The 25,081-nt window shown below is 67.8% G+C and carries 15 protein-coding genes, 4 tRNA genes and 1 pseudogene; 7 read left to right on the top strand and 13 right to left on the bottom strand.

Annotated elements, in window-relative coordinates; all coding sequences use genetic code 11:
* Positions 1 to 102: 102 nt before the first annotated feature.
* The 5 genes from RTO53_RS06970 to RTO53_RS06990 form a co-directional block, all read right to left on the bottom strand.
* Positions 103 to 178 (bottom strand) — tRNA-Thr (locus RTO53_RS06970).
* Positions 179 to 225: 47 nt separating this feature from the next.
* Positions 226 to 299 (bottom strand) — tRNA-Gly (locus RTO53_RS06975).
* A gap of 28 nt (positions 300 to 327) precedes the next feature.
* Positions 328 to 413 (bottom strand) — tRNA-Tyr (locus RTO53_RS06980).
* A gap of 138 nt (positions 414 to 551) precedes the next feature.
* Complete coding sequence (locus tag RTO53_RS06985) at positions 552 to 1,565, bottom strand: isoaspartyl peptidase/L-asparaginase (protein ID WP_312237105.1); 1,014 nt, start codon at positions 1,563 to 1,565, stop codon at positions 552 to 554.
* A gap of 124 nt (positions 1,566 to 1,689) precedes the next feature.
* A complete protein-coding gene (locus RTO53_RS06990) occupies positions 1,690 to 2,694 on the bottom strand; it encodes a cyanophycinase (RefSeq protein ID WP_312237106.1) in 1,005 nt (334 codons plus the stop codon).
* A 168-nt stretch (positions 2,695 to 2,862) separates the two neighbouring features.
* Here RTO53_RS06990 and RTO53_RS06995 point away from each other — a divergent pair, with 168 nt between their 5' ends.
* The 7 genes and pseudogenes from RTO53_RS06995 to RTO53_RS07020 all read left to right on the top strand — a co-directional run bounded on the left by RTO53_RS06995 (position 2,863) and on the right by RTO53_RS07020 (position 17,594).
* Positions 2,863 to 5,610, top strand: coding sequence for a TonB-dependent receptor (locus RTO53_RS06995; RefSeq protein WP_312237107.1), 2,748 nt, complete (start codon positions 2,863 to 2,865; stop codon positions 5,608 to 5,610).
* 153 nt (positions 5,611 to 5,763) lie between these two features.
* Complete coding sequence (locus tag RTO53_RS07000; protein WP_312237108.1) at positions 5,764 to 8,616, top strand: ATP-binding protein; 2,853 nt, start codon at positions 5,764 to 5,766, stop codon at positions 8,614 to 8,616.
* The gene (locus RTO53_RS07005) at positions 8,613 to 9,851 is read left to right on the top strand and encodes an EAL domain-containing response regulator (protein WP_312237109.1); all 1,239 of its coding nucleotides are present in this window, start codon (positions 8,613 to 8,615) and stop codon (positions 9,849 to 9,851) included. Before RTO53_RS07000 ends, RTO53_RS07005 begins: the two co-directional genes overlap by 4 nt.
* Before the next feature lie 137 nt (positions 9,852 to 9,988).
* Complete coding sequence (locus RTO53_RS07010) at positions 9,989 to 13,210, top strand: ATP-binding protein (protein ID WP_312237110.1); 3,222 nt, start codon at positions 9,989 to 9,991, stop codon at positions 13,208 to 13,210.
* A 30-nt stretch (positions 13,211 to 13,240) separates the two neighbouring features.
* Entirely contained in the window at positions 13,241 to 13,882 is a 642-nt protein-coding gene (locus RTO53_RS07015; RefSeq protein WP_312237111.1) for a response regulator transcription factor, read from the top strand.
* A gap of 379 nt (positions 13,883 to 14,261) precedes the next feature.
* Positions 14,262 to 14,381, top strand: a pseudogene (locus tag RTO53_RS19975) (ESPR-type extended signal peptide-containing protein); the annotation flags it as partial.
* Positions 14,382 to 14,408: 27 nt separating this feature from the next.
* Positions 14,409 to 17,594 carry an autotransporter outer membrane beta-barrel domain-containing protein gene (locus tag RTO53_RS07020; protein ID WP_312237112.1) on the top strand — a complete coding sequence of 1,062 codons (3,186 nt, stop codon included), beginning with the start codon at positions 14,409 to 14,411 and terminating at the stop codon, positions 17,592 to 17,594.
* A 555-nt stretch (positions 17,595 to 18,149) separates the two neighbouring features.
* On the opposite strand, the gene ychF is transcribed toward RTO53_RS07020, so the two are convergent.
* The 8 genes from ychF to RTO53_RS07060 all read right to left on the bottom strand — a co-directional run bounded on the left by ychF (position 18,150) and on the right by RTO53_RS07060 (position 25,079).
* On the bottom strand, positions 18,150 to 19,241 hold the full coding sequence (gene ychF, locus RTO53_RS07025; protein ID WP_088434937.1) for a redox-regulated ATPase YchF: 1,092 nt from the start codon (positions 19,239 to 19,241) through the stop codon (positions 18,150 to 18,152).
* 53 nt (positions 19,242 to 19,294) lie between these two features.
* A complete protein-coding gene (pth, locus tag RTO53_RS07030; RefSeq protein ID WP_312237113.1) occupies positions 19,295 to 19,873 on the bottom strand; it encodes an aminoacyl-tRNA hydrolase in 579 nt (192 codons plus the stop codon).
* Between the two features lie 80 nt (positions 19,874 to 19,953).
* Positions 19,954 to 20,568 carry a 50S ribosomal protein L25/general stress protein Ctc gene (locus RTO53_RS07035; RefSeq protein WP_312237114.1) on the bottom strand — a complete coding sequence of 205 codons (615 nt, stop codon included), beginning with the start codon at positions 20,566 to 20,568 and terminating at the stop codon, positions 19,954 to 19,956.
* 109 nt (positions 20,569 to 20,677) lie between these two features.
* Complete coding sequence (locus RTO53_RS07040; protein ID WP_312237133.1) at positions 20,678 to 21,637, bottom strand: ribose-phosphate diphosphokinase; 960 nt, start codon at positions 21,635 to 21,637, stop codon at positions 20,678 to 20,680.
* 133 nt (positions 21,638 to 21,770) lie between these two features.
* Positions 21,771 to 21,847: transfer RNA gene (locus RTO53_RS07045), tRNA-Gln, on the bottom strand.
* 9 nt (positions 21,848 to 21,856) lie between these two features.
* Entirely contained in the window at positions 21,857 to 22,726 is an 870-nt protein-coding gene (gene ispE / locus RTO53_RS07050) for a 4-(cytidine 5'-diphospho)-2-C-methyl-D-erythritol kinase (RefSeq protein ID WP_312237115.1), read from the bottom strand.
* Positions 22,723 to 23,385: a lipoprotein insertase outer membrane protein LolB gene (lolB, locus tag RTO53_RS07055; RefSeq protein WP_312237116.1), complete on the bottom strand. Its 663-nt coding sequence runs from the start codon at positions 23,383 to 23,385 to the stop codon at positions 22,723 to 22,725. Before lolB ends, ispE begins: the two co-directional genes overlap by 4 nt.
* On the bottom strand, positions 23,382 to 25,079 hold the full coding sequence (locus tag RTO53_RS07060; protein WP_312237117.1) for a tetratricopeptide repeat protein: 1,698 nt from the start codon (positions 25,077 to 25,079) through the stop codon (positions 23,382 to 23,384). The genes lolB and RTO53_RS07060 overlap by 4 nt, the downstream gene beginning before the upstream one ends.
* Positions 25,080 to 25,081: the final 2 nt, after the last annotated feature.

Here is a 25,081-nt window from a genome sequence, read left to right on the forward strand (position 1 = left end):
CGTGACCGATGGTGCCGACGTTGACGTGCGGCTTGGTGCGCTCGAACTTACCCTTGGCCATGGCTGCTTATCTCGAAATCGTCTGAATTGGTAGCACTTAGATGGTGCTCACGAAAGGAATCGAACCTTCGACCTCCTCCTTACCAAGGAGGTGCTCTACCGACTGAGCTACGTGAGCGAGTTTTGTATTATGGCACGAATTTGAATATATTCAAACTCATTCAATGGAGCGGGAGACGGGGATCGAACCCGCACCATCAGCTTGGAAGGCTGAGGTTCTACCATTGAACTACTCCCGCATCGGAAGCTCTTGCCACAACATGAAACTGGTGGAGGGAGGTGGATTCGAACCACCGAAGGCGTAAGCCAGCAGATTTACAGTCTGCCCCCGTTGGCCGCTTGGGTATCCCTCCTTACCACCCTGTCCCGTGGCGCCGAAGCGTTTTCGGTGTGGGGTGGAAGAGCCGTGAATTTTGGGGGTGAAGACGGGTTCTGTCAACACTCTTTTTGAACTTTTTCACACCAATCGCAAATTGCCCTGCAACGACGGGCTATTGCCCGGGGAGCGGCAGTGCTTCATCGGCAAAGATGGCCACGTGCGGCACGCCGTCGCCGCCGATCCAGCCGCGATACATGCCCTGGGTGTTGAACGGCGCGGCCACGCGACCGTCGGCGGACAACACGATCGCCCCGCCGTCGCCGCCCAGCGCGGGAATGCGCGCGTTGATCACCGCGCGACCGGCCTCGGCCGGGCTCTGCTTTAGGTACTGCATGCGTGCGCAGATGTCGTAGGCAGCGACGGTGCGGATGTAGAACTCGCCCCAGCCGGTCCCCGACACCGCGCAGGTCTCGTTGGCATAGGTGCCGGCGCCGATGATCGGCGAGTCGCCGACACGGCCATAGCGCTTGTTGGTCATGCCACCGGTAGAGGTGCCTGCGGCCAGGTGCCCCTGTGCGTCGAGCGCGACCGCACCGACCGTTCCGAAGTGGCGCGCAGTCTCGACGTCGGCATGGGCCTGGCCGCTGGCCTCCTCCCTGAGTGCCTTCTGCAGCTGCTGCCAGCGCTTTTCGGTGCGGAAGTAGGACGGATCGACCAGGGCGATGCCCTGGCTGGCGGCGAAGGTTTCGGCGCCCTGCCCGACCATCATCACGTGCGGGGAATGCTGCATCACCGCCTCGGCCAGCAGGATCGGATTGCGCACCCGCTGCACGCCGGCCACCGCACCGGCCTTGAGCGTGGCGCCGTCCATCAGCGACGCGTCCAGTTCATTGCGGCCGTCGTGGGTGAACACCGCGCCCTTGCCGGCATTGAAGGTGGGATCGTTCTCGAGCACGGTGATGGCCGCGGTGACCGCATCCAGTGCCGGCTTGCCCGCAGCCAGCGCGGCGTGGCCTTCCAGCAATGCCCGCCGGAGCGCTGCGCGCGCGGCTTTTTCCTCGGCCGGGGACAGATCCTTGCGCTCCACGCCGGCACCGCCATGGAGAACCAGCACCGGCTCGGCGGCGATGGCCGCCAGCGGCAGCGACAGGCACAGCGACAACAGCAACGCGGTTGGACGGGACATCGGCGGCACCGGCAGGTTGGGAAGCGCCATCATCGCCGCAGATGCGCGGTGCCGGTAGACCCGTTCCGCGCCAGACCGGTGGAGGCGCCTGATCCGGCCCAGCCGCACGACCGACCGGCATGCGCTACCGCAGCAGCAGGTCGCCGTCGCGGATGTCGGCGGTGAGGTGGAAGGCGGGGTCATCCACGTCGAAGCGATCCAGGTGCAGCAGGCTGCCGCTGCCCACGCCGGTGACCGGGATCGCGTGGAAATCCAGTGGCTCGCCATCGCGCAGGCGTTCGGCGGTATGCCGGGGCATCACCAGCCAGGCGTAGCCATCGTCATTGCTGAGCACGCGCCCCCGCCCATCGGCCTCCACGCACAGCGCGGTGTCCTCATCCACGCCGATGCCCACCATGTCGTCGCGACCGGCCTGCTGCGCGGCCCTGGCGACGAACACGATCAGCCGGCCGAGCCGGTCGCGCTTGCCGAAATGGGTGTCGGTGACGACGTTGGACAGGTACGGCAGGGACAGGAAGTCGTTGTCCAGGGTGACCGCACTGCCCATCGGGTCGTGCAGCGCGCGTTCGGAGGTGACGCTGCCGCCGTCCAGGGCGCCGTAGCTGTAGCCGCCGAGGATGGCCAGCCCGGCGCTGGTGCCGGCGATCGGACGCCCGGCACGGACATGTGCGTTGAGTGCGGCATTGAGCGCGGTGCCTTTCCAGAAGCGGATGTAGCGCGACTGGTCGCCGCCGGCGATGAAGATCGCATCGGCAGCCGCGACCACCCGCAGCACCGCCGGGTCATCTGCGGCGCGGCGACTGTCGAACGCCAGGGTCTGCACCGAGGCAGCCCCGCCGATATCGCGGTACAGCCGCTCCTGCAGCTCATCGGCCCCGGAGGCGCGCAGGATCACCACGCGGCCGTGCCCGGCCCGCCGCAACCACCACTGGAACGCCTCGGGCACCCACTCTCCCCCGCCCATCAGCATCATGGCCGGCTCGGTATGCACGGCCGGTGCCGCATCCAGGTCGCCCACCTCGTAATACCGGTAGCCGGGGTCCTGCAGGGACTGCGCGTGGAGCGGCGCAGCCAGGCCGAGCGACAGCAGCCAGAGCAGGGGTGCGAAGGGGCGGAGAGCCTTGTGCACGTTGATCTCCCTGAACAAATCGAGGGTGTAAGCGCTTCCACTGTTTGCCAGAGAACATGGCAGTGGTCAACCCCGTAAAAAAGGCGTTAAATGCGCGCCGTCCATTCGCGAAATGTGAATGGGGGACAGGCCTCCCTCGAGGCCGACACTTTCTTCTCGAGAATTCTCATGCGTAAACAGGCGATGGCGTGGTCGATCCAGCTGGCGTTGATGGGTGTGGCCGCGACCGCGGGTGCCCAGACACCCGCCCCCGGGGTGCAGCAACTGGATACGGTGCAGGTCACCGGTTCGCGCATTCCGCGTGCGCAGGTGGAAGGCCCGGCACCGGTGACGGTGATCACCGCCGAGCAGATCCAGGCCAGCGGCTTCACCAGCGTGCCCGACGTGCTGCGCTCGATGACCCAGAACGGCGGTGAGACCCAGAGCCAGCAGTCCTCCAGCGGCGCCGACTTCTCGCCGGGTGCGCAGCAGGTCGACCTGCGCGGGCTGGGCCCGAACCATACGCTGGTGCTGGTCAACGGCCGCCGCATCGCCGACTTCCCGATGCCCTTCCAGGGCCGCAGCAATTTCACCGACGTCTCCAACATCCCGATCGGGATGATCGAGCGGATCGAAGTGCTGACCGGTAGCGCCTCGGCGATCTACGGTTCGGATGCGATCGCCGGGGTGGTCAATTTCATCCTGAAGAAGCGCGTGGATGGCACCACCGTGGACATACGCATGGGCACCACTACCGAAGGCGGTGGCGAGTCGTTCGACATCAGCCTGGCCAGCGGCTTCGATGCCGGCCGCTTCAGCGCGGTGTACAGCCTGGAACTGCAGTCGCAGACGCCGCTGTGGGCCTATCAGCGCAGCCGGCAGGATTCCACCCAGGATGCGCCGACCGAGGGTGCGCGTGCCGCGCGCCGTGCCTACCTGCGCACCGACTACAACGATGATTACCTGGACCCGGGCCAGGCCACCTGCGATGCGCTGGCCGGGCAGAACCGCGGCAGCACCCGGTACGCCGAGCGCGATCGCTACGGTTTCTACTGCGGCAGTGACGCCTCGATCGGTTACGGCACCATCCTGAGCAAGCGCCGTGGCGTCAACGGCTATGCCTCGCTCAACTACGCCTTCGACAACGGCGCCAGCTGGTTTGCCGACGTGCAGATGGGCTACCACGACATCGCGCTGATGCGCGATGTCACCCAGTGGGGCCGGATGGCCGCCGACGGCAACGAAGACGGCTACTTCTACAACCAGGCCACCGACCAGGTCGAGTTCTGGCAGCGGCAGTTCTCGCCGGAGGAAATGGGCGGGCTGCGCAACGGCATGATCCGCAGCACCCAGAAGACCTTCAGCGTCACCACCGGCTTCAAGGGCAGCCTGGACGCGAACTGGGATTACGAGGCGTCGCTGAGCCATTCGCAGTACCAGTCCTCGATCCGCTGGCCGCAGATCATCGCCGCCAAGGCCAACACGCTGTTCCTGGGCGAGCAGCTGGGCGAGTACACCGATGACGATGACAACGTGTTCCCGGTGTTCAATGCCGACCCGGCGCGTCTGTACCGGCCGCTGAGCCGCAGCGAGTACGATTCGATCGCCGCGAAGACGACCTACACGCCCAAGTCGCGCACCGATACCGCCGCGCTGACCCTGACCAACGGCGCGCTGTTCGAACTGCCGGGCGGCAAGGCCGGTTTCGCCGCCACCGCCGAGTTCGGCAACCAGTCCTACGCGCTCAATCCCGATCCGCTGGCGACCGGGTATTACTACTACAGCTGGAAGGATTCGGACGGACACGGCAGCCGCAACCGCTGGGCCACCGCCGCCGAGCTGCGGCTGCCGCTGCACGACACCCTCAACGTGAGCGTGGCCGGTCGCTACGACCAGTACCGCTATTCCGGCAACAGCATCGGCAAGGCGACCTGGAGCGGCGGCATCGAATGGCGCCCGATCGACACCCTGCTGGTGCGCGGCTCCTACGGCACCGCGTTCCGCGCGCCGGACCTGCACTACGTGTATGCCGGCCCGGGCAACGACGAGACCAGCAACAACGACTACTACACTTGCCAGCTGGACCAGGCCGAGGACTGCTCGGAGTACGAGGAAAACCTGATCCGCACCCGCGAGGGCAACCGCAAGCTCGATCCGGAAACCAGCACGTCCTGGAGCGCCGGCTTCGTCTGGTCGCCGGCGATCGGCCTGGACCTGTCGGTGGACTGGTTCGACATCGACATGCGCAACCAGGTGCAGGACATGGACGTGGGTACCATCCTGCGCGATGAAGCGGCGTGCCGGCTGGGCAACGCCGATGCCGATTCGCCGACCTGCGTGGACGCGATCAGCCGGGTCACCCGCACCAGCGACGGCCGCCTGTACGGCGTGCACGTCAACCCGATCAACATCGCCCGCGAAACCACGCGTGGCATCGACGTGGGCCTGCGCTACCGGCTGAGCACCGGGCTGGGCGACTTCATCCTGAGCGGCAACCACACCTGGGTGAAGACGCACGACTTCCAGCAGTTCGAGGGCGATGTGGTCGAAGACCAGTTCGCGGTCAACAGCGGCTTCGACATCCCGCGCACCAAGACCAGCGCCAGCATCACCTGGGAGAAGGATGCCTGGTCGGCCACCGTGTACGGCTCGCGCCTGGGACGGTTGCCGACCTACGACAGCTACGACCAGAGCTTCGACCCGGACAGCGGCGACAGCCCGTGGATCGGCGCCACCTACCGCTACAACGTGTCGCTGCAGTACCGCTTCGACGACCATTCGCGACTGTCGCTGACGGTGGTCAACGTGGCCAACAAGATGCCGCCCAGGGACGTGACCTACACGCCCTATCCGTACTACGACGTGTCCTGGTTCGATACGGTGGGCCGCACGCTCAACCTGCAGTACACGCACAAGTTCGGCGGCACCGCGCTGTAAGCGGCGCGCTGCACGCGGTACCGGACGGGCCCGCCAGTGTGCGGGCCCGTCTGTTTTCATCCAGCTGAACGGCACCCATGACGCGGGACGCGCACGCCCGGTTTTAGGGATCGACTGATGTGCCCGGGCGTCGGCGCTTCCTAGCATGCGCGCATGCATCGTCTCCTGCCCCGACGCTCCACCCTCGACGCCCCGGTCGTGGCGGCCAACGTGCTGCTGCGCTGGTTGTCACTGTGCGTGCTGTTCTGCCTGCTGGGCACGGCCGGGTTCTACCTGCTGGCGCAGCTCGGCGAGGACGTGTCGGTGCATCGCCGTGACATGAACGCTGCCGCTTACCGTGCGCAGGTGTATTTCGACCATCGCGAAGCCCTGTTGAACTACCTGGTGGACTCGGTGGTGGAATCGCCGCTGCCCGCCTCCACCCCGGCGCGGCCGGACGAGGCCGAGGAAAGCGAGGTGCAGCGGCTGCCGCTGGGACCAGGCCGCGATGGCCGCCCGCTCAGCCTGCTGCTGTCGGCGCGTGCCGAGCACACGCTGGCCGACTTCGGCGCCCGCCTGATCCACGTAAGCAGCGATCCGCAGGTACCGCGCCAGTGGCTGCAGGGCGTGCGCACGCCGGCGGCCCCGCCGCCGGCCGAGCTGACCGCGACGGTGCTGCGCGCGCATGCGGCCCGCGCCACGCCCGGGACCGAGGTGTACTGGCTGGCCTCGAATCGGCCGGGGACCGCCATCTATTTGTATCGCGCCGCCGAGGACGGACCCGATCCAGCTCATTGGCTGGTGTTGGCACTGGATGCGACGGCAGTGGCGGGCAAGGTCAACGGCCGTGGCATCGGCGAATTCCTGCTGCTCGACCAGCGTGGCGAGCCCATCGTGTCGAGTCCGTCGGCCACCGATCCGCCCGCGGCATGGCTGCGCGACCAGCGCGTCGATGCCTTCGCCCCGGTGTGGGCGCGCGGGCTGCCGCGGGGGCTGGCCCTGGTCAAGAGCATCGGCCAGGACGGCTGGCGGCTGGTCTATCACCTGCCCACGACGTTGTTGCTGCGCGACCTTGCCGTGCACATCGCGGTGTCGCTGCTGGTATGCCTTGCCGCGATCGCGGCACTGCGGCTGCTCATCCGGCGCATCGACCGCCAGCTCATCCAGCCGGCCCACCGCCAGCACCTGCAGTTGCTGGAGAGCGTTGATTTCGGCAGTACCGTGATCGAAATGGCGCCGGTCGGCATGTGCGTGCTGCGCTGCCAGGACGCGCGGGTGATGCTGGAAAACCAGCTGGCGCGCGACTGGCTGGGCAGCGACACCGGTGCAGGCGACTGGACCGGGGCGTGGCGCCGCGCGGGCAACCTTGACCCGCAACCCGGACGCAGCCGGCGCGCGGTCGACTTCACCACGGTCGACGGACGTCAGCTGCAGGTGCTGTACGCATCCACGCGTTACCACGGCGACGACGTGCTGCTGTGCGTGTTCAACGACATCAGCCGGCACCGTCAGATCCAGGCGGCGCTGTCGGCGGCCAAGCAGGCGGCCGACGAGGCCAGCCAGGCCAAGAGCGCCTTCGTGGCGACCATGAGTCACGAGATCCGCACGCCGCTGTATGGCGTGCTGGGCACGCTCGAACTGCTCGGCAACACCACGCTGGATCCGCGCCAGGCCCAGTACCTGAAAACCATCCAGCACTCCTCGTCGGTCCTGCTGCAGCTGATCAGCGACATCCTGGACGTCTCCAAGATCGAGTCGGGCCAGCTCACCCTGGCCAGTTCCACGTTCTCACCGCTGGAACTGGCCGAGACCACGCTGGGCGCCTACGCGGCCGCCGCCGCGCGCAAGCAGCTGCAGATCGTGGTCTGCACCGATCCACGCCTGCCCGCGCAGGTGACCGGCGATGCCGACCGCATCCGCCAGGTGCTGGGCAATCTGCTCAGCAACGCGATCAAGTTCACCGACAGTGGCCGCATCGTGCTGCGCGTCAAGCTGCTCGCGTGCGAGGGTGGCACCGCGACCGTCAGCTGGCAGGTCACCGACACCGGCATCGGCATCGCCGCGGCCGAACATGCACGGCTGTTCGAGCCGTTCCGCCAGGCCAGCGGCCACGGGCGTGCCGACGGCACCGGGCTGGGGCTGTCGATCAGCGACCACCTGGTGCGGCTCATGAACGGTGAAATGCGCCTGGTCAGCGAGCCCGGCCTGGGCAGCAGCTTCACCGTGATCCTGCCGCTGGGCGTGGACGCCGATGCCTGCACCGAGGCAGGGACGGTTGGAGAGGGTCCACGGCTGCTGCCGCATCCGCCGGTGTATGTGCGCGCCGCGCTGGCCGAACTTGCCGACAGTGCGTGCCAGTGGCTGCAGCGCTGGGGGGCCAGCGCGCGCCGCTACAGCGCGGACCTGCCGCTGCCGCGGGAACCGGGTGCGATCCTGGTGGACAGCGATCCGCGCGATGCAACGCCGATCGAATGGCCTGGTCCGCGCGTGGTCGCCCTGGCCGATGCCGGCGATCCGGTCTGCGAGGATCCGACGCGACCGGAGCACCTGACGGTCACCATGCTCAGCATCCGGGCGATCGCCGATGCGGTGTTCCGCCTCCAGCACGGCAACCCTGCACCGGTGGCTTCGACAACGCGTGTCCAGCGCGCCGCACTCGGCCTGCACGTGTTGGTGGCCGAGGACAACCCGATCAATCGGCTGATCCTCAAGGAGCAGCTGGAAACCCTGGGCTGCAGCGTGGTCACCGCCTGCGACGGACACGAGGCCCTGGCCTGCTGCACGGCCGAGGTGTTCGACGTGGTACTCACCGACATCAACATGCCCGGCCTTGGCGGCCACGCGCTGGCACGCCGCCTGCGCCAGCAGGGCCACGCGATGCCGGTGATCGGCGCCACCGCCAATGCCACGCCGGAAGAACGCGGTCGCTGCCTGGCCGGCGGCATGACCGACTACCTGGTGAAACCGATCGACATCGGCACCCTCCGCCACGCGCTGGGCGGACTGACCGCAGGAGCCCCGACATGAGCGACCACCGTGTACTGATCCTGGAAGACCAGCCGTTCCAGCGCGGCTTCCTGGCCAACATGTTCAATGCCGCGCCCGGCATCGCCACCGACACCTGCGGCGATGCGGCCCACGCGGTGGAGATGTGCAACTGGCGCCGCTACGACCTGGTCGTGACCGACCTGATGATGCCGGGCGTGGACGGCATCCAGTTCATCCAGGCCCTGGCCGCGCAGGAGCACCGCCCAATGCTGGCGCTGGTCAGTTCGGCCTCGCAACGGATGATGGCCTCGGCACGCTTGATGGCCGAATCGCTGGGCATCACCGTACTCGGCATCCTGCCCAAGCCGGTGTCCGCGGCCGATGTCGGCGAACTGCTGGCGCAGCTTGAACACGCCAGTGCCGAGGCCGCCCCGGCAAGCGCGCCGACCGAGGCGCCGATCGTGGCCAGCCGCGAACGCCTGTGCGAGGCGATCGGCAACGGCCAGATCACCGCCTGGTTCCAGCCGAAGAAATCGCTGGATTCGGGGCTGGTGGTTGCCGCCGAGGCACTGGTGCGCTGGCGTCATCCCGAACATGGCACGCTGCAGGCCGGTCGTTTCCTGCCGCTGATCGAACAGCACGGGATGGAGCCGGCGCTGCTGCGGCATGTCCTCAAGGCCAGCGTGCAGGCGCAGGCGCGCTGGCGCGAACAGGGCTTCCGCATCCCGGTCTCGATCAACCTGCCGCCGCACCTGCTGGAGCGCAGCAGCCTGCCCGACGAACTGCTGGACCTCACCCTCAGGCATGGCGGGATCCCGGCAGACCTGTGCTTCGAGCTGATGGAGAGCAGCACCACCCACCATGTCAGCGACTACTACGCCGGGGCCTGCCGATTGCGGATGAAGGGCTTCGGGCTGGCCCAGGACGATTTCGGCCAGGGCCTCAGTTCGGTGCACAACCTGGTCAGCACGCCCTTCACCGAGGTCAAGATCGACCGGGCACTGGTGCGCGGCTGCGCGCGCGATCCTGCGCTGCACAGCGCACTGGCCACGGTGATCGCGCTGGGCAGCAAGCTCGGCCTGAACATCGTCGCCGAAGGCGTGGAGACCGACGCCGAGCTGGCCACCCTGCGCAAGCTGGGCTGCAACCAGGTACAGGGCTTCCTGATCTCGCGCGCGATTCCCGCCGAAACCTTCGGTGCACTGCTGGACCAGGAAAAGGCCGCGCACCGTCACACAGAACTGGGCCACCCAGGCACCCTCGCCGCGCGCTGAGCCGTTGCACGCCTGCATTCACTACGCCATCCCGTGCGGCCCCGCACCCTTGTGCATCGGGTCACAACGGTTGACGATCGCAGGCACGCGGCATCGCGGCACCCAGCGCTTCGCCGCCACCATCACAAGGGAAGGCCATGCCCGACGCTGCACCCATCCGCCAGCTCGCCCGCCGTTCGCTGCGCGTGCATGCGCTGTTGATCGGCGTGATCATCCTGGCCACGATCCAGGCGGGGCTGGTGCTGTCGACCACGCTGCAGCTGCTGCGCGAGGAACAGGACAAGATCGAGTTCCACTTCCGCCGCCTGAGCGGCGCGTTGCAGGAACAGGAGCGTTTCATGCGCCGCTGGCGCGCCCAGGATCACGAGCGGGTGGCGCTGCCGGGCGGTCCGCCGGGAACGGTGCGCCGCCCGCTGCCGGCCTCTGCCACCGACGCGGCTGTTCCCGAGCAGGCTTACATCCCCTTCTCGGTGCTGCACGATGGCGCTGCGCCGCCGGCCTCTGCCTCGACGCTGGGCATGCGCTTCTCCGGTTTCTATGGCGCATTCTGGGCCGAATCCCGCTATCCCTCGCCGCGCTGCCTGCTGGTGAGCGGCGACGGCACGGCCGGCCTGCTGGTGCCGCTCACGGTGGACGACATCGATCCGGTGCGGCCATCGACGGCGTCGCTGCAGGCGGTGCTGCAGTACATCCACCAGGTGGCGGCCAGTGTGTCGCTGCAGCGCGGCGACGTGCGCTGGTTCGAGCGCCGCATGGACGATGGCAACACCCGTGTGTTGTCGATTGCGCAGGCTCCGCAGGACATCAACGCGTGGGGCGAAGCGGACGGCGGTGCCATGCCGGCGATCGCATGCCTGCTGGACGTGTCGCGGCTGGACGACCATCGCCAGATCCTCGGCGAGGCCATCTACGACCAGCTCACGCTCATCGATCCGAACGGACGGCGGGTCCACGGACCTCGGGTGGACGGCGAACGGGGCGCGCAGCGACGCTTCACCGGCGACGGCCTGGTCTACCGCATGCGTACCGGTGACGGCTGGCAGGCGATCTACCAGGTGCGCTGGGCGCGCGTGCTCAGCCATCCCCGCGGGCCGCTGATCGGCAGCGTGATCGCCGCGCTGCTGCTGGCGCTGGGTGGCGTACTGGTGCTGCGCGGCTACCGGCGCGCGGTGCTGGTGCCGCTGCGCGCCAACCATGAGCGCCTGCTGGAAAGCGAGGCGTTCAGCCGCACCGTGCTGGACGCGGCCCCCATCGGTCTGTGTCTGCTGCGCCAGCGCGACGGCCAGGTGATCCTGGAGAACGCCCTGGCACGCAACTGGCTGGGAGAGCATCCCGACGCACCCGGCTGGCATGGCGGGTGGCGCGACGATGCGTGGACCGACGCGGAGACCCAGCGCCCCGCCACGCGGCCCTACACCACGCCCGACGGACGCCATCTGCTGGTAACCGTCACCGCCGCGCGCTACCGCGGCGAGCCGGTGATGCTGTGCCTGTTCATCGACCTCACCGCCCAGCATGAAGCCGAACTGGTGCTGCAGCAGGCACGCGTGGCCGCCGACCAGGCCAACCGGGCCAAGAGCCTGTTCCTGGCCACGATGAGCCATGAGATCCGCACGCCGCTGTACGGCGTGCTGGGTACGCTGGAGCTGCTCGGACTGACCCCGCTGGACAGCCGGCAGCAGGAATACGTGGGCACCATCCAGCGCTCTTCCTCCACGCTGATGCAGTTGATCAGCGACATCCTGGACGTGTCCAAGGCCGAGGCCGGGCAGTTGGTACTGGAGCCGGTGGCGTTCTGCCCGGCCGGCTTGACCGAGGAGGTGCTGCGCTCGTATGCGGGTTCGGCCACGCGCAGGCGGCTGCAGCTGTATGCATGCATCGACGCCAACGTCCCGGCGCTGGTGATCGGCGATGCCGCGCGCATCCGCCAGGTGCTCAACAACCTGATCAGCAACGCGATCAAGTTCACCGACGCCGGCCGTATCGTCGTGCGCCTGCGTACGGTGGACGCGGCAGGCGCAGTGCCGCGGCTGAGCTGGCAGGTGGCCGACACCGGCATCGGCATCCAGCAGGAGCACCAGGCGCGGCTGTTCGAGCCGTTCTACCAGGCCAACCCCGGTACCGATGCGATGCGCGGTACCGGCCTGGGCCTGGCGATCAGCGCCCACCTGGTGCAGTTGATGGGCGGCGAACTGCGGGTGGTCAGCGACAGCGGGCTGGGCAGCAGTTTCAGCTTCGACCTGCCGCTGGACGAAAGTCCCGACCTTGCCGAACAGCGTCCGGGCTTCGGCGCGCACGAGGCGGTCTACGTGCGCTCGCCATCGCGCGAACTGGCCGACAACCTGTGCGAGCGCCTGCGCCAGCGCGGCGCGGCCGCACAGGTCTACCACAACGAATCGGCGCAGAACTTCAGCGCGCACACGCCCTTGCTGGACGTGCTGCTGGACGAGCCGGACCCCGGCTGGGCCGGGCCGCACGTGGTGGCCAGGACCGATGGTGGCGACCATCCGGAGCGGATCGACGGGCGCTGGGTGGTGTCCATGCACAACCTGGATGCGATGGTGGATGCGCTGCTGATGGCCACCGGTGGGGATGCACCCCGGCAGGTGCCGGCGGCAGCGCCGCAGTTCCGTCGCCTCGGTCTGCACGTGCTGGTCGCCGAGGACAACCCGATCAACCAGATGATCCTGCGCGAACAGCTGGAACAGCTCGGCTGCCATGCCGTGGTGGCCGGCGATGGCGACGAAGCGCTGGGCTACTGGGCACAACGTCGCTTCGATGCGGTGCTGACCGACGTCAACATGCCGCATATCGATGGCTATGCCCTCACCCGTCGGCTGCGCGCGGACGGTGTACGCGTACCGATCATCGGCGCCACCGCCAACGCCGCGCCGGAAGAGCGCGAGCGCTGCCGCATCGCCGGCATGGACAGCTGCCTGGTCAAGCCGATTTCGCTGCAGGCGCTATACCGCCAGCTCAGCGGAGTGACCGAACCGGTGGCCGCGACCCCAGCGGACCTTTCACCGGTCGGCGATGTGCCGGTCGATACGATTGTCGTCTCCGGCCACCTGCGTGAACTTTTTCTGACCACCATGCGCAGCGACCTGCAGGGCCTGTCGGCGGCGATGGAAAGCGGCCACGCCAACGAGGTGCGGCAGATGCTGCATCGCCTCCGCGGGGCCCTGGTGATGGTGTCGGCGCAGCGCCTGGTCGACGTCGCCCAGGTGATCGAAGATAGAATCGCCGCCGGCGCGACGGTGGCGGCGTGGAGCACGGCAGCGGAGGCTTTCCTGATCGAGCTGGAACGCGCGCTGGTGCGGCTGGAGCGCTCGCCGCCGGAGTCCACCGATGTCCCCTGAGTTTTGCTCCTGCCGGTGCCGAGAACACGCATGAAGACCAAGATCGTCATTGCCGATGACCACCCGATCGTGCTGGCCGGCATCCGCGATGTCATCGACCGCGATCCGCGCCTGGAGCTGGTCGGCCAGGCACAAAGCCCTGCTGCGCTGGTCGAGCTGATGCAGACGCTGGCCCCGGACATCGTGATCTCCGACTACAACATGCCCGGCGACGACACCCTCGGCGATGGCATCAAGTTGATCTCCTACCTGCTGCGCAACTTCCCCGATACCCAGGTGCTGATCCTGACCATGGTCTCCAACCCGTCGATCATCGCCGAGATGTACCGGGCCGGTGCCAACGGCGTGGTGCGCAAGAGCGGGGACCTGAAGGAACTCAACGTCGCCCTGTCGGCGTTGCTGGCCCAGCGCGTGTACCGCTCCCCGGACCTGCCGCGCGAGGAAGCCCTGCCCGAAGCCGGTGACGCGTCGTCGGCATCGCTGCTGTCGCCGCGCGAGTTCGAGGTGATCCGGTTGTTCGCCAACGGCCAGAGCGTGGGCGACATCGCCAGACGCCTGAACCGCAGCAGCAAGACGGTCAGCACCCAGAAGGTCAGCGCGATGCGCAAGCTGGGCGCCAAGACCGACCAGGAACTGATCACCTTCTGCCTGACCTCGGACCTGTTCAACTGAGCACGCGCGCGGGCGCTCCGGCACGGGAGGCCCCGCGCCGGCACCGCGCCATGGCTGACCGCCGGCTCAACCGCGCTGCTGCGCCCGGCGCAGTTTAAGGATCGCCTGATGTCACCGGCAGCGACCACTGCCTAGTCTGTGCGTACCGGCGGCGCAGTGGTCGCGCCGGTACGGCTTCAAGGACGCTCCTCATGCACGCCTTCGGCGTGTCGTGGCGATGGCGCTGTCATCGCCCCCCCTCCCCCGCGCCTTGTCGCCATGCGGCGTTGCCGGCCCGTGCCGGTGACGCCGCAACGGTGGTCGCCGGATGGCGATCGACATGGTCTGCAGATCCGTCTGGCGTACGCCGGACGGCTGCCTTGCGACGAGAAGAACCAGGATGAACAGAATCTACCGGTTGGTGCGGGATCCCGTGAATGGACGCTGCAGGGTGGCGTCCGAGCTTGCCCGGCGACGGGGAACTGCATCCGGCGCGCACGGCGCAGCACGCGCCGGTCTGCCAACGCGGATTGCCCTTGGCGCGGCATTGCTGGCAGCCCTGCCGGCGGGTGCTGCGGTCTACACGGGTCCGATCGTCCTCGACGCCGGCGAAACCTTCGAGCTGGCCAGCGGCGACAGCGTGCTGCACACCGGCAGTGGTTACGCGGTCACCGTGCGAGGCACGGACACCACGTTGAACGCCGCCGACCTGGACCTGCAGGTCACCGGCAATGGCAGCGGCATCGGTGCCCTGGCCGGCGGCAGCGTGCAGATCGAGGGCGGCCACATCCAGCTCGGCGATGGCACCGCCAGCGTCGGCCATGCGCTGAACGCCAGTGGCGCGGGCAGTGTGATCCGCGCCAACAATCTGGTGATCGACGCGTATCGCAACGGCTCCGGCTACGGCACGGTTACCGCCGGCGACGGCGGCAAGGTGTGGATGACCGGTGGGCGCGTCAACAGCGGCGGCAACGCGGTGTACGCCACCGGCGCCGGCAGCGAACTGCACCTGGTCGGTACGGAGATCAACAGCGGCGGCAACAGCACCGCGTATGCGGCAGGCGGCGCGCTGCTGGCGATGGAAGCGCTGCAGCTCACTTTCGGACCGGGCACCGGCGGCATCAGCGGGCGGCTCTCGTCCAGCGGTACCGGCAGCGTGCTGTCGCTGACCGATGTGGACGTGGTCAACGGCTATTTCGACATCAGCGACGGCGGTCTGCTGCGCATCACTGGCGGCAGCGCCATCACCAACGGCGGCAGCATCCGCCTGCTCGGCAACCGGACCACCGGCATCCATGCGTCGGCTGAAGTGACCGGTGGCACCTTCGACACCACCGGCGGCTACGGCGTCAACGTCAACGACTGGGGCAGACTGACCGCCAACGGCGCGCACTTCACCGTGCGCGATGGGTATTCGGGCATGTGGCTGACCAGCGTCGAGTCGCAGGTGGACCTGACCGACACCTCGATCAGCACCTATGGCACCAATGGCTACGGGCATGGCATCGAAGTCCAGGGCGGCACCGCCACCCTGCGCGGTGGCAGCATCGATACCCATGGCGACAACGTGTACGGCCTGCGCGCCACCGGCAGCAATCCGGCCACGGCCTATTCGCGCATCCGCGCCAACGACCTGGACATCACCACCTACGGCAACGGCGGTGGCGGCGTGTTCCTGGGCGGCAGCACGGTGAGCGCGCAGCTCGAAGGCGGCAACATACGCGTGCTTGGCGATGCGTCCTTCGGCATCGTGCAGATGAACACCGCCCAGCTCTCCTTCGAGAGCATGGACATCCACGCCGAGGGGGCCAACAGCGGCGCATACCGCGCTTATCTCACCGTGTTCGGTCCGTACTGGAACCGGCTGTGGTTCAACAGCAGCCGCCTGCAGACCGAAGACGGCCCGGCGGTGTGGCTGCAGGGCAGCAATCACGATGTCAGCTTCAGCAATGCCGTAGTGGTCGCGCGCCAGGCCGGCAGCGTGGACGGGGGCCACCTGCTGCGGGTCAGCGATACCGTGTTCACCGATGGCAGCTCGGTGGCCACCTCGGACGTCCGGTTCAATGCCGACTACAGCCAGCTGACCGGCGATGTGGTGGTGGACAGCGCCACGGCCAACGTGCAGATGACGCTGGCCAACGCCAGCGTGCTGACCGGCGCGTTGCGCGGCGACAGCGGTTTCCACGTGGCGTCGCTGTCGCTGGATGACAGCAGCCGCTGGAACCTGCGCGGCGACTCCACCGTGGGTACGCTGCAGCACGCGGGCACCATTGCGTTCGTTGCACCCACGCAGGGTGACTTCAAGACCCTGACCATCACCGGCGACTACGTCGGCAATGGCGGCACGTGGGTGATGCATCGCCAGCTTGGCGATGACGGCTCGGCGGGCGATGCGCTGGTGATCCAGGGCAACAGCAGCGGCACCGCGAGCGTGCGGGTGGACAATGCCGGTGGCGCCGGGGCGCTGACCGATGAGGGCATTCGCCTGATCAGCGTTGCCGGTCAGTCCGATGCGCAGTTCGCGCTGCAGGGGCGTGCCGTGGCCGGTGCGTACGACTACTTCCTGTACAAGGGCGGGGTGAGTACGCCGGATGACGGCAACTGGTACCTGCGCTCGGAATATGTGGCGCCGGTTGATCCTGTCGACCCGATTGATCCTGTCGACCCGGTGGATCCTGTGGATCCGGTCGATCCGGTCGATCCGGTCGATCCGGTCGATCCGGTCGACCCTGCCACGCCGGATCCTGGCCTTCCGGTCGACCCGGTGGAGCCCGGTCCGCAGGTCGAACGCCCCGAGCCGGCCATCTACCTGGCCAACCAGTCGGCCGCCCTGCGCATGTTCCAGCACACCCTGCACGACCGTGCCGGCGATCCGGGCACCCGTGTCCACGCCGCGGATGCCACCGGCGCGCTGGCCTGGGCGAACGTGCGCAGCAGCAACGTGGACCGGCACGCCGCCGGCGAGCAGGTCCGCGTGGATAGCCGCGTGGACAGCGTCATGGTCGGTATTGGACATGAGCTGGCCGCCAACGCGGGCGGCCAGCTGCAGCTCGGACTGATGGGTGGTCATGGCCGGGCAAGCAGTGATGCCATGTCCCGGGTGACCAGCTACGCCGCGCGCGGCGTGGTCACCGGCACCAGCCTGGGCGTGTACGGCACCTGGTTGCAGGATGCGGACATGCAACGCGGCGCATATGTGGACAGCTGGGTGCAGTACAGCCGCTTCCGCAACCGCGTGCAGGGCGAGGGGCTGGCCGAGGAACGCTACCGTTCGCGCAACTGGAGTGGCTCGGTGGAAGCGGGCTATGTGCTGCCGCTGCAGCGCACCGCCGACCGCGGCCTGTACCTGGAACCGCAGCTGCAGGTGGTCCACAACCGCTACGACGCCGACGACGTGGTCGAAGCCAATGGCACCGCGGTGGAGAGCCGGCGCGCCGGTGGCACCAGCACGCGCCTGGGTGCTCGCCTGTACACCCGCGCACTGACCCCGAAGCAGGGCGATGTACATCCCTTCGTCGCGGTGAACTGGTGGTCCGGTGGCAACGCGTCGGCGATCGCGGTTGACGGCGTGTCGCTCCGCCGCGACCTGCCCGATGACATCTACGAGGCCAAGGCTGGCGTGCAGGTGAACCTGCCCGGTGGCTGGCGCGGCTGGGGCCAGCTCGGCCACCAGACCGGCAGCCAGGGCTATCGCGATACCAGCGCGCAGCTGGGTGTTTCCTACAGCTGGTAAAAGGCGCGCCTGCTTCCGGTCGTATGGCCGGAAGCGGGCGCCACAACACGGCAACGCCCATGGCGGCCGCTGGCCTGCGCCACGCAACAGCGGACGCACGCACCGGTTTTCCACATCCGACGGGGAAAGGCGTGGGGGTTTGATGTGGACAAGTCGGTGCAAGCCAGCCACGCCAACGTTTTCGGGGCGTGGCGTTTTTTTGTCCAGGGCTCGGCGCGGTTTTCCACAGCGCGCGTGCAAAGCGATGGGGGTTTGCTGTGGACAACCCTGCGTGAGCGGTACGTGGCAAGGCTTTCCACGCGTGGTCAAAAATTGTCCACTACGCCTGCGGTGGAGGATTGCGTGGTTGCCGGCCAACGGGCGGCACTGCCGGGCCGGGTTTTCCACATGGGCCGTGGAGAGCGATGGGTGTTTGTTGTGGACAAGTGCTGCAGAGCCCCATATTCCGGGCTTTTTTCGCAGTGGTGATTTTTTATCCAGCGCGGGCGATCGCGCGGCACCAACGCAAACGCCCCGCTCAAGGCGGGGCGTTGCGGACATCACACGTCGATGCGATCAGACGTTGAAGCGGAAGTGCAGGATGTCGCCTTCCTGGACGCGGTATTCCTTGCCTTCCAGGCGCAGGCGACCGGCTTCCTTGGCGCCGGCTTCGCCCTTGTACTTGATGAAGTCGTCGTAAGCGATGGTTTCAGCGCGGATGAAGCCCTTCTCGAAGTCGGTGTGGATCACCGCGGCGGCCTGCGGCGCGGTGGCGCCCTTGCGCACGGTCCACGCACGGACTTCCTTCACGCCAGCGGTGAAGTAGGTCTGCAGGCCCAGCAGCTGGTAGGCGGCGTAGATCACGCGGTTCAAGCCCGGCTCGGACAGGCCCAGGTCGGCCAGGAAGGTGTCGCGGTCTTCGTCGTCCAGCTGCGACAGCTCTTCTTCGATCGCGGCCGAAACCGGCACCACCTGCGCGCCTTCCTCGGCGGCACGGGCGCGCACGGCGTCCAGGTGCGGGTTGTTCTCGAAGCCGTCTTCAAGCACGTTGGCGATGTACATCACCGGCTTGAGGGTCAGCAGGAACAGGTCGCGGACCAGGGCCTTTTCTTCCTCGTCCAGGCCGGCGGTACGCCCGGCCTTGCCATCGGCCAGCGCAGCCTGCAGCTTGGCCAGCACCGGCTTGCGCGCGGCCGCTTCCTTGTCGCCGCCCTTGGCGGCGCGCTCGGCGCGGTTCAGCGCCTTTTCGACGCTGTCCAGGTCGGCCAGGGCCAGCTCGGTATCGATGGTATCGATGTCCGACAGCGGGTCGACCTTGTTGTTGACGTGGATGACGTCGGCGTTCTCGAAGCAGCGCACCACGTGGGTGATCGCATCCACTTCACGGATGTGGGCCAGGAACTTGTTGCCCAGGCCTTCACCGCTGGCGGCACCAGCAACCAGGCCGGCGATGTCCACGAATTCCACCGCGGTCGGGATGACCTTCTGCGGGTTGATGATCGCGGCCAGCTCGTTCAGGCGCGGATCCGGCACCGGCACGATGCCGACGTTCGGTTCGATCGTGCAGAACGGGAAGTTGGCCGCGGCGATGCCCGCCTTGGTCAGCGCGTTGAACAGGGTCGATTTGCCGACGTTGGGCAGACCGACGATGCCGCATTTGATACCCATCTTTGACAGCCTCTGGGGGTGGTAGGTACCGACCGTGGGTCGGTACACCGTGGTTATTTCGGGGTGTGCAGGCGCTTCATCGCTTCGCTGAAATCGCCCTGCACTGCCAATGGCAACACGTCGATCGCGTCGTCGATGGCGTGGCCGATCAGCACATCGTCATCTTTGCTTGCGCGTCCCAGCACCCACGGCACCACGCGGTCCTTGTGACCGGGATGGCCGATGCCGATGCGCAGGCGGTGAAACCTGCCATGACCCAGCAGGCGGATGGTGTCGCGCAGGCCGTTCTGGCCGCCATGGCCGCCGTCGAACTTGAGCCGTGCCACGCCGGGCGGCAGGTCCAGTTCGTCGTGCGCCAGCAATGTTTCTTCCGGCTCGATCTTCCAGAAACGCTGCGCGGCCGTGACCGACTTGCCACTGAGATTCATGAAGGTGGCAGGCTTGAGCAGCCACACCGCCTGCCCGGCGATGTCGACCTTGGCGGTCTCGCCGAACAGCTTGCTGTCCACGCTCCAGCGCGCGCCGGCCTGTGCGACCAGGGCATCAATGAAACGAAACCCGGCATTGTGCCGGGTCTGGGCGTGCTCGGGTCCGGGATTGCCCAGACCAACGATCAATCGCAATCCTGTCATCACTCTTCTTCGTCGGTACCGGCCCTGTGTCGGCACATACAGAAACGGCGCCTGCCCCGCAGGACAGGCGCCGCAACAACTTACTCGGCGGCCGGCGCTTCGTCGGCAGCGTCTTCCTTGCCGTGCTTGGCGGTGACGATCGCATCGTCATGGTCCTTGCCCTGGGCCAGGGCCGGGATCTCAACGCCCTTCGGCAGCTTGATGTCCGACAGGTAGATCACGTCGCCAGCCTTCAGCTCGCCCAGGTCGACGTCGATCGACTCCGGCAGGTCCTTCGGCAGGCAGGTGACGGTCACTTCCTTCAGTTCGTGGGTGACCACGACGTCGGCAGCCTTGCCAGCCGGCGAGGTGTCTTCGTTGACGAAGTGCAGCGGCACGTTGGCGGTCAGGGTCTCGTTCTCGTTCACGCGCAGGAAATCCAGGTGGATGATCAGCTGCTTGAACGGGTGGCGCTGCATGTCACGCAGCAGCACCTTGGTGACCTGGCCGTCCAGGTTCAGGTCCAGGATGGACGAGTAGAACCACTCGTTCTGCTGGGCCAGCCAGATCTGGTTGTGGTCCAGGTTGATGTTGATCGGCGAGGCTTCGCCGCCGTACACGACGGCCGGGATCACGCCGGCGTGACGCAGGCGGCGGCTCGCACCCTTGCCCTGCACGTCACGAGCGGTGACCTTGATTTCATGGGTCTTGGACATTGTATTGACTACCAGTTGGTGCCTTGCCCGAGGGCTTGGCGATTGAGGGCACGTCCGCGACCAGACGTACCCGGGACCCGACCACCGTTGCCGGTGGCCGGAAAAAAAATCAATCCACGTACAGCGAGCTGACCGATTCGCCGAAGGCGATGCGGCGCATCGTCTCGGCCAGCATTTCCGCCACGCTGAGCTGGCGGATCTTGCTGCACACCCGCGCCTCTTCACGCAGCGGGATGGTGTCGGTCACCACCAGCTCATCGAGCTGGGAGTTGTTGATGTTGTCCACCGCCGCGCCCGAGAGCACGGCATGGGTGCAGTACGCGGCCACCTTGAGGGCGCCGCGCGCCTTCAGCGCTGCGGCAGCCGCACACAGGGTGCCGGCGGTGTCGACGATGTCATCGACCATCACGCAGGTCTTGCCTTCGACGTCACCGATGATGTTCATCACGGTGGAGACGTTGGCGCGCGGCCGGCGCTTGTCGATGATCGCCAGGTCGGCATCGTCCAGGCGCTTGGCGACGGCGCGGGCACGCACCACGCCACCCACGTCCGGGGACACCACGATCAGGTTTTCGGTGCCGTAGGCGCGCCAGATATCGGCGAGCAGCAGCGGCGAGGCATATACGTTGTCCACCGGCATGTCGAAGAAGCCCTGGATCTGGTCGGCATGCAGATCCACCGTCAGTACCCGGTCGGCGCCGACGGCGCTGAACATCTTGGCGGCGACCTTGGCGGTGATCGGCACGCGCGAGGAACGCATGCGGCGATCCTGGCGCGAGTAGCCGAAGTACGGCACCACCGCGGTGACGCTGTTGACCGAGGCGCGCTTGAGCGCATCGATCAGCACCAGCAGCTCCATCAGGTTTTCCGCGCTGGGCGCGCAGGTCGGCTGGATCACGAACACGTCCTGCTTGCGGACGTTCTCTTCGATCTCGACCTGCACTTCACCATCGGAGAAGCGCGACACCAACGCCTTGCCCGGTCGCACCCCCAGTTCCTTGCAGATGCTCTGCGCAAGGCGCTTGTTGGCGTTGCCGGAAAATACCAGCAGGTTGGGGTGATCTTGCATCATGACGGTCTCGGGCGGGAGCGATTGGAGAACTCGGCCGCCGGCACCCTGGAGTGTCTGCGGTGACAACACCGCGAGACATCGGCCGTGCCCGCGCAGGCATGCGCATGGGAACGCGGCTGACATCCGCTAGTGGCAGGGGCGGGAGGATTCGAACCTCCGAATGCCAGGATCAAAACCTGGTGCCTTGGGCCTCTTGGCGACGCCCCTGCATCAAAATCAATAACGCTCGAGTACATCAAGCAACGGCGAACGCTCCACGCCCGCAGCCACCCATGCCCGCAGTTCCTTCGGCAACCGCGCCAGGCCCTGCTCTGCAGCAGCGCGCGTGGCGAACTCGACGAAACAACCGCTTCCCGACCCGGTGAGTCGTGCCCGGCCGATCCTGCTCAACGTCGCCAGCACTGCCTCTACGGCGGGCTCGCGGCGGCGCAGTACCGGCTCGAACGCATTCCCGAGCAAAGACCCGGAAGCGAAGTCCGCTATTTTCGCCACTGGGGCGTCCCGCGTCAAATCCGGATCCGCGAAAAGTCGGGGCGTGGGCACGTGCACCCCCGGATCGGCGAGCACGAACCAGGCCGGGGGCAGCGTGATGGCCGTGAGCTGCTCGCCCACCCCCTCGGCCCAGGCGTTGTGCCCGCGCACGAAGACCGGCACATCCGCCCCCAGCTGCAGACCCAGCGCGGCCAGCGCATCCACCTCCAGCCCGGCGTTCCAGAGCCGGTTCAACGCCACCAGCACGGTCGCGGCATCGGACGACCCGCCACCGAAACCGCCACCGGCCGGTATGTGCTTTTCGACACCGATATCGGCACCTTGGCCGACATTGGCAGCATTCTTGAGAAGAAGCGCGGCGCGGACGGCCAGGTCATCGGCCTCGGCCACCCCCGCCACCGACGCGCCATCCCGCCGGACCCGGCCGTCCTCCCGTACCCGCAGCCGGATCCGGTCGCCCCAATCAAGCAGCCGGAACACCGTCTGCAGCTGGTGGTAGCCGTCGGCGCGGCGGCCGGTGATGTGCAGGAACAGATTGAGCTTGGCTGGGGCTGGCCACTGCGACCAGCCCGCGTTCAGGTCCGGGCCGCTCATGGGCTGCCGAGCACCCAGCCGTCGACCACCAGGCGCACTTTGGCGTCGCCGTTGACCGCTTCGATCCGACGCGGCAGCACCGGGCGATCGCCTTCGGCCGGGTACCAGTCCAGGTACTGGATCTGCCAGCCCATCTGCACGACGCGGCGTGGACGGCCATCGCCGTCGCGCTCGACCTGCTCGGCCGGGCCGGTGTCATCGGCCACCAGGCCACGCACCCAGTCCGGCAGTTGATTGACCGGGATGTCCCAGCCGGTCGCCTCCAGCAGCACCTGCTGGGCGTCCTCGCCTTCACGCGGGCCGCCGTCCAGACCTTCCAGGCGGCCACCTTCGTGGTGGCTGTCACCGGTCAGCTTCCAGCTCTGGCGGGTCACCGGCGCACTCAGCTCGACCACGTACCGGCGATCCTGCTGCTGCCAGTCGATGCGGCCGTTGCCGCCATTGCGCCCCTTGTTGATCGCCACCCGGCCCTGGAACGACCACTGCGGCTTTGCCCGCAGCGCCGCCACGCGGGTGGCTTCGGCCTGCTGTGCCTGCGCCGATACGGTGGTCACCACCGCTGGCGCGGACGGCGCCTTGCGCTCGTCCAGCGACACGCAGCCGGACAATGCCACCACCAGTGCCAGCGCGGCGCCAGCCTTGAGCAACTGCAGGTTCATACGCCGTACTTCTCGATCACGCGCTGCAGGGCGCGGTTGTCAGGGTCCAGCTTGCGCGCCTCATCGAAGAAACGCCGCGCTTCATCCTTGCGCCCCAGCACCCACAGCACTTCGCCCACATGCGCGGCGATCTCCGGGTCCTTGGCCAGGGTCCAGGCCCGGCGCAGCTGCACCAAGGCTTCTTCGTTGCGGCCCAGGCGATACAGCACCCAGCCGTAGCTGTCGACGATGGCCGCATTGTCCGGCTCGGCCACGCGGGCGCGGTCGATCAGCTCCAGCGCCTCCTGGTAGCGCGGGGTGCGGTCGGCAAGGGTGTAACCGAGTGCATTGAGCGCGGCCACGTTTTCCGGGTCGGTCACCAGCACCTTGCGCAGGTCGGCTTCGGCGCGTGGCACGTCGTCGCGGCGCTCCCAGGCCAGGGCGCGCGCGTACAGCAGCGCGCCCTCGTCCGGATAGGCAGCCAACCCACGGGCCAACGCGTCCAGTTCGCCGGGCAGGTCGTCGCCACGCTGGCGCAGCTCGGCCTCCAGCAGGTAGGCATCACGGCGTGCTTCGTCATCGACGCTGGCATCGGACTGGATCGCGTGGACCTCGGCGAACGCCTTCTCCGGGCGACCGGCTTCATACTGGGCGTTGGCCGCGCGCAGACGCGCCTCGTCCAGCGCATCGCCGCCGGGCACGCTGTGGTACCAGTCCACCGCCTCGGCCGGACGCTTCAGATACTCGGCGATCTTGCCCAGCAGCAGGCGCTGCGCCGGATCGGGCTTGGCCGCCTGCCTGGACAGATCGGTATACAGGGCCAGCAGGGCGGCATCGTCCTTCTGCTTGGCCAGCAGCGAGGCACGCATGCCCCAGGTCTGCACATCCTGCGGGCCCACGGCCAGCACGCGCGCGGCCGAACGGGCGTCGCCCATGCTGTCGTAGGCGATGGCCAGCGCGTTGCGCAGCTCCGGGTCCTGGCGGCTCCGGGGTTCCACCCCGTGCAGCAGCGCCAGCGCTTCGTCCTGCTTGCCGGCCTGGGCCAGCTGGCTGGCGTTCAACAGCGCCACGCGCGGTTCATTGGGGAAGCGCTTGACCACCTCATCGACCATGCGCTTGGCCAGGTCCGGGCGCTCCATGCGCATCGCCAGCCGCCCCAGCTCCTGCCAGACCTCGAGCTGGTCGGGAATCGCGTTGTCATCGACCAGGCCGCCCAGCACCTGCGCCGGCACGGCCGGATCGCGACCGCCGCCGATCAGGGCGGCGATGGCGAACTTCCAGCCACGCGGGTCCGGGTCCTTGAGCAGCGCACCGAGCTCGGTGCGCGCGGCCTTCACGTCGTTCTGGCGCATGTCCAGCGCGGCGGCGGCGCTGCGCATGGACAACGAGCGCGGCGCACGGGCTTCCCACAACGTCAGCGCGCGGGCGGCGCGCTTGTCGTCGTCGGCAAGCATGGCGATGCGGGTGGCACGCTCGGCCAGCCCGGCATCGTCGCTGCCGGCCTCGGCCGCCTCCAGGTACCAGCGCGCGGCGTCGGCGAGCTTGCCGGCCTGCAGCGCGAACTCACCGGCCATCACCGGGGTGAGCGGCGCGGTTTCGGCCACCCTGGCCTTGGCGGACGGGGGTGTGGCGGGGGCCGCCGCCGGGGCCGCCAGGGCGCTGGCAGCGGACAAGGACAGCAGCAGAACGCTGGAGATGCGAATCAATGCGGGCATCG

Origin of the sequence: Stenotrophomonas sp., from assembly GCF_031995405.1 — a bacterium.
GTDB lineage: Bacteria > Pseudomonadota > Gammaproteobacteria > Xanthomonadales > Xanthomonadaceae > Stenotrophomonas.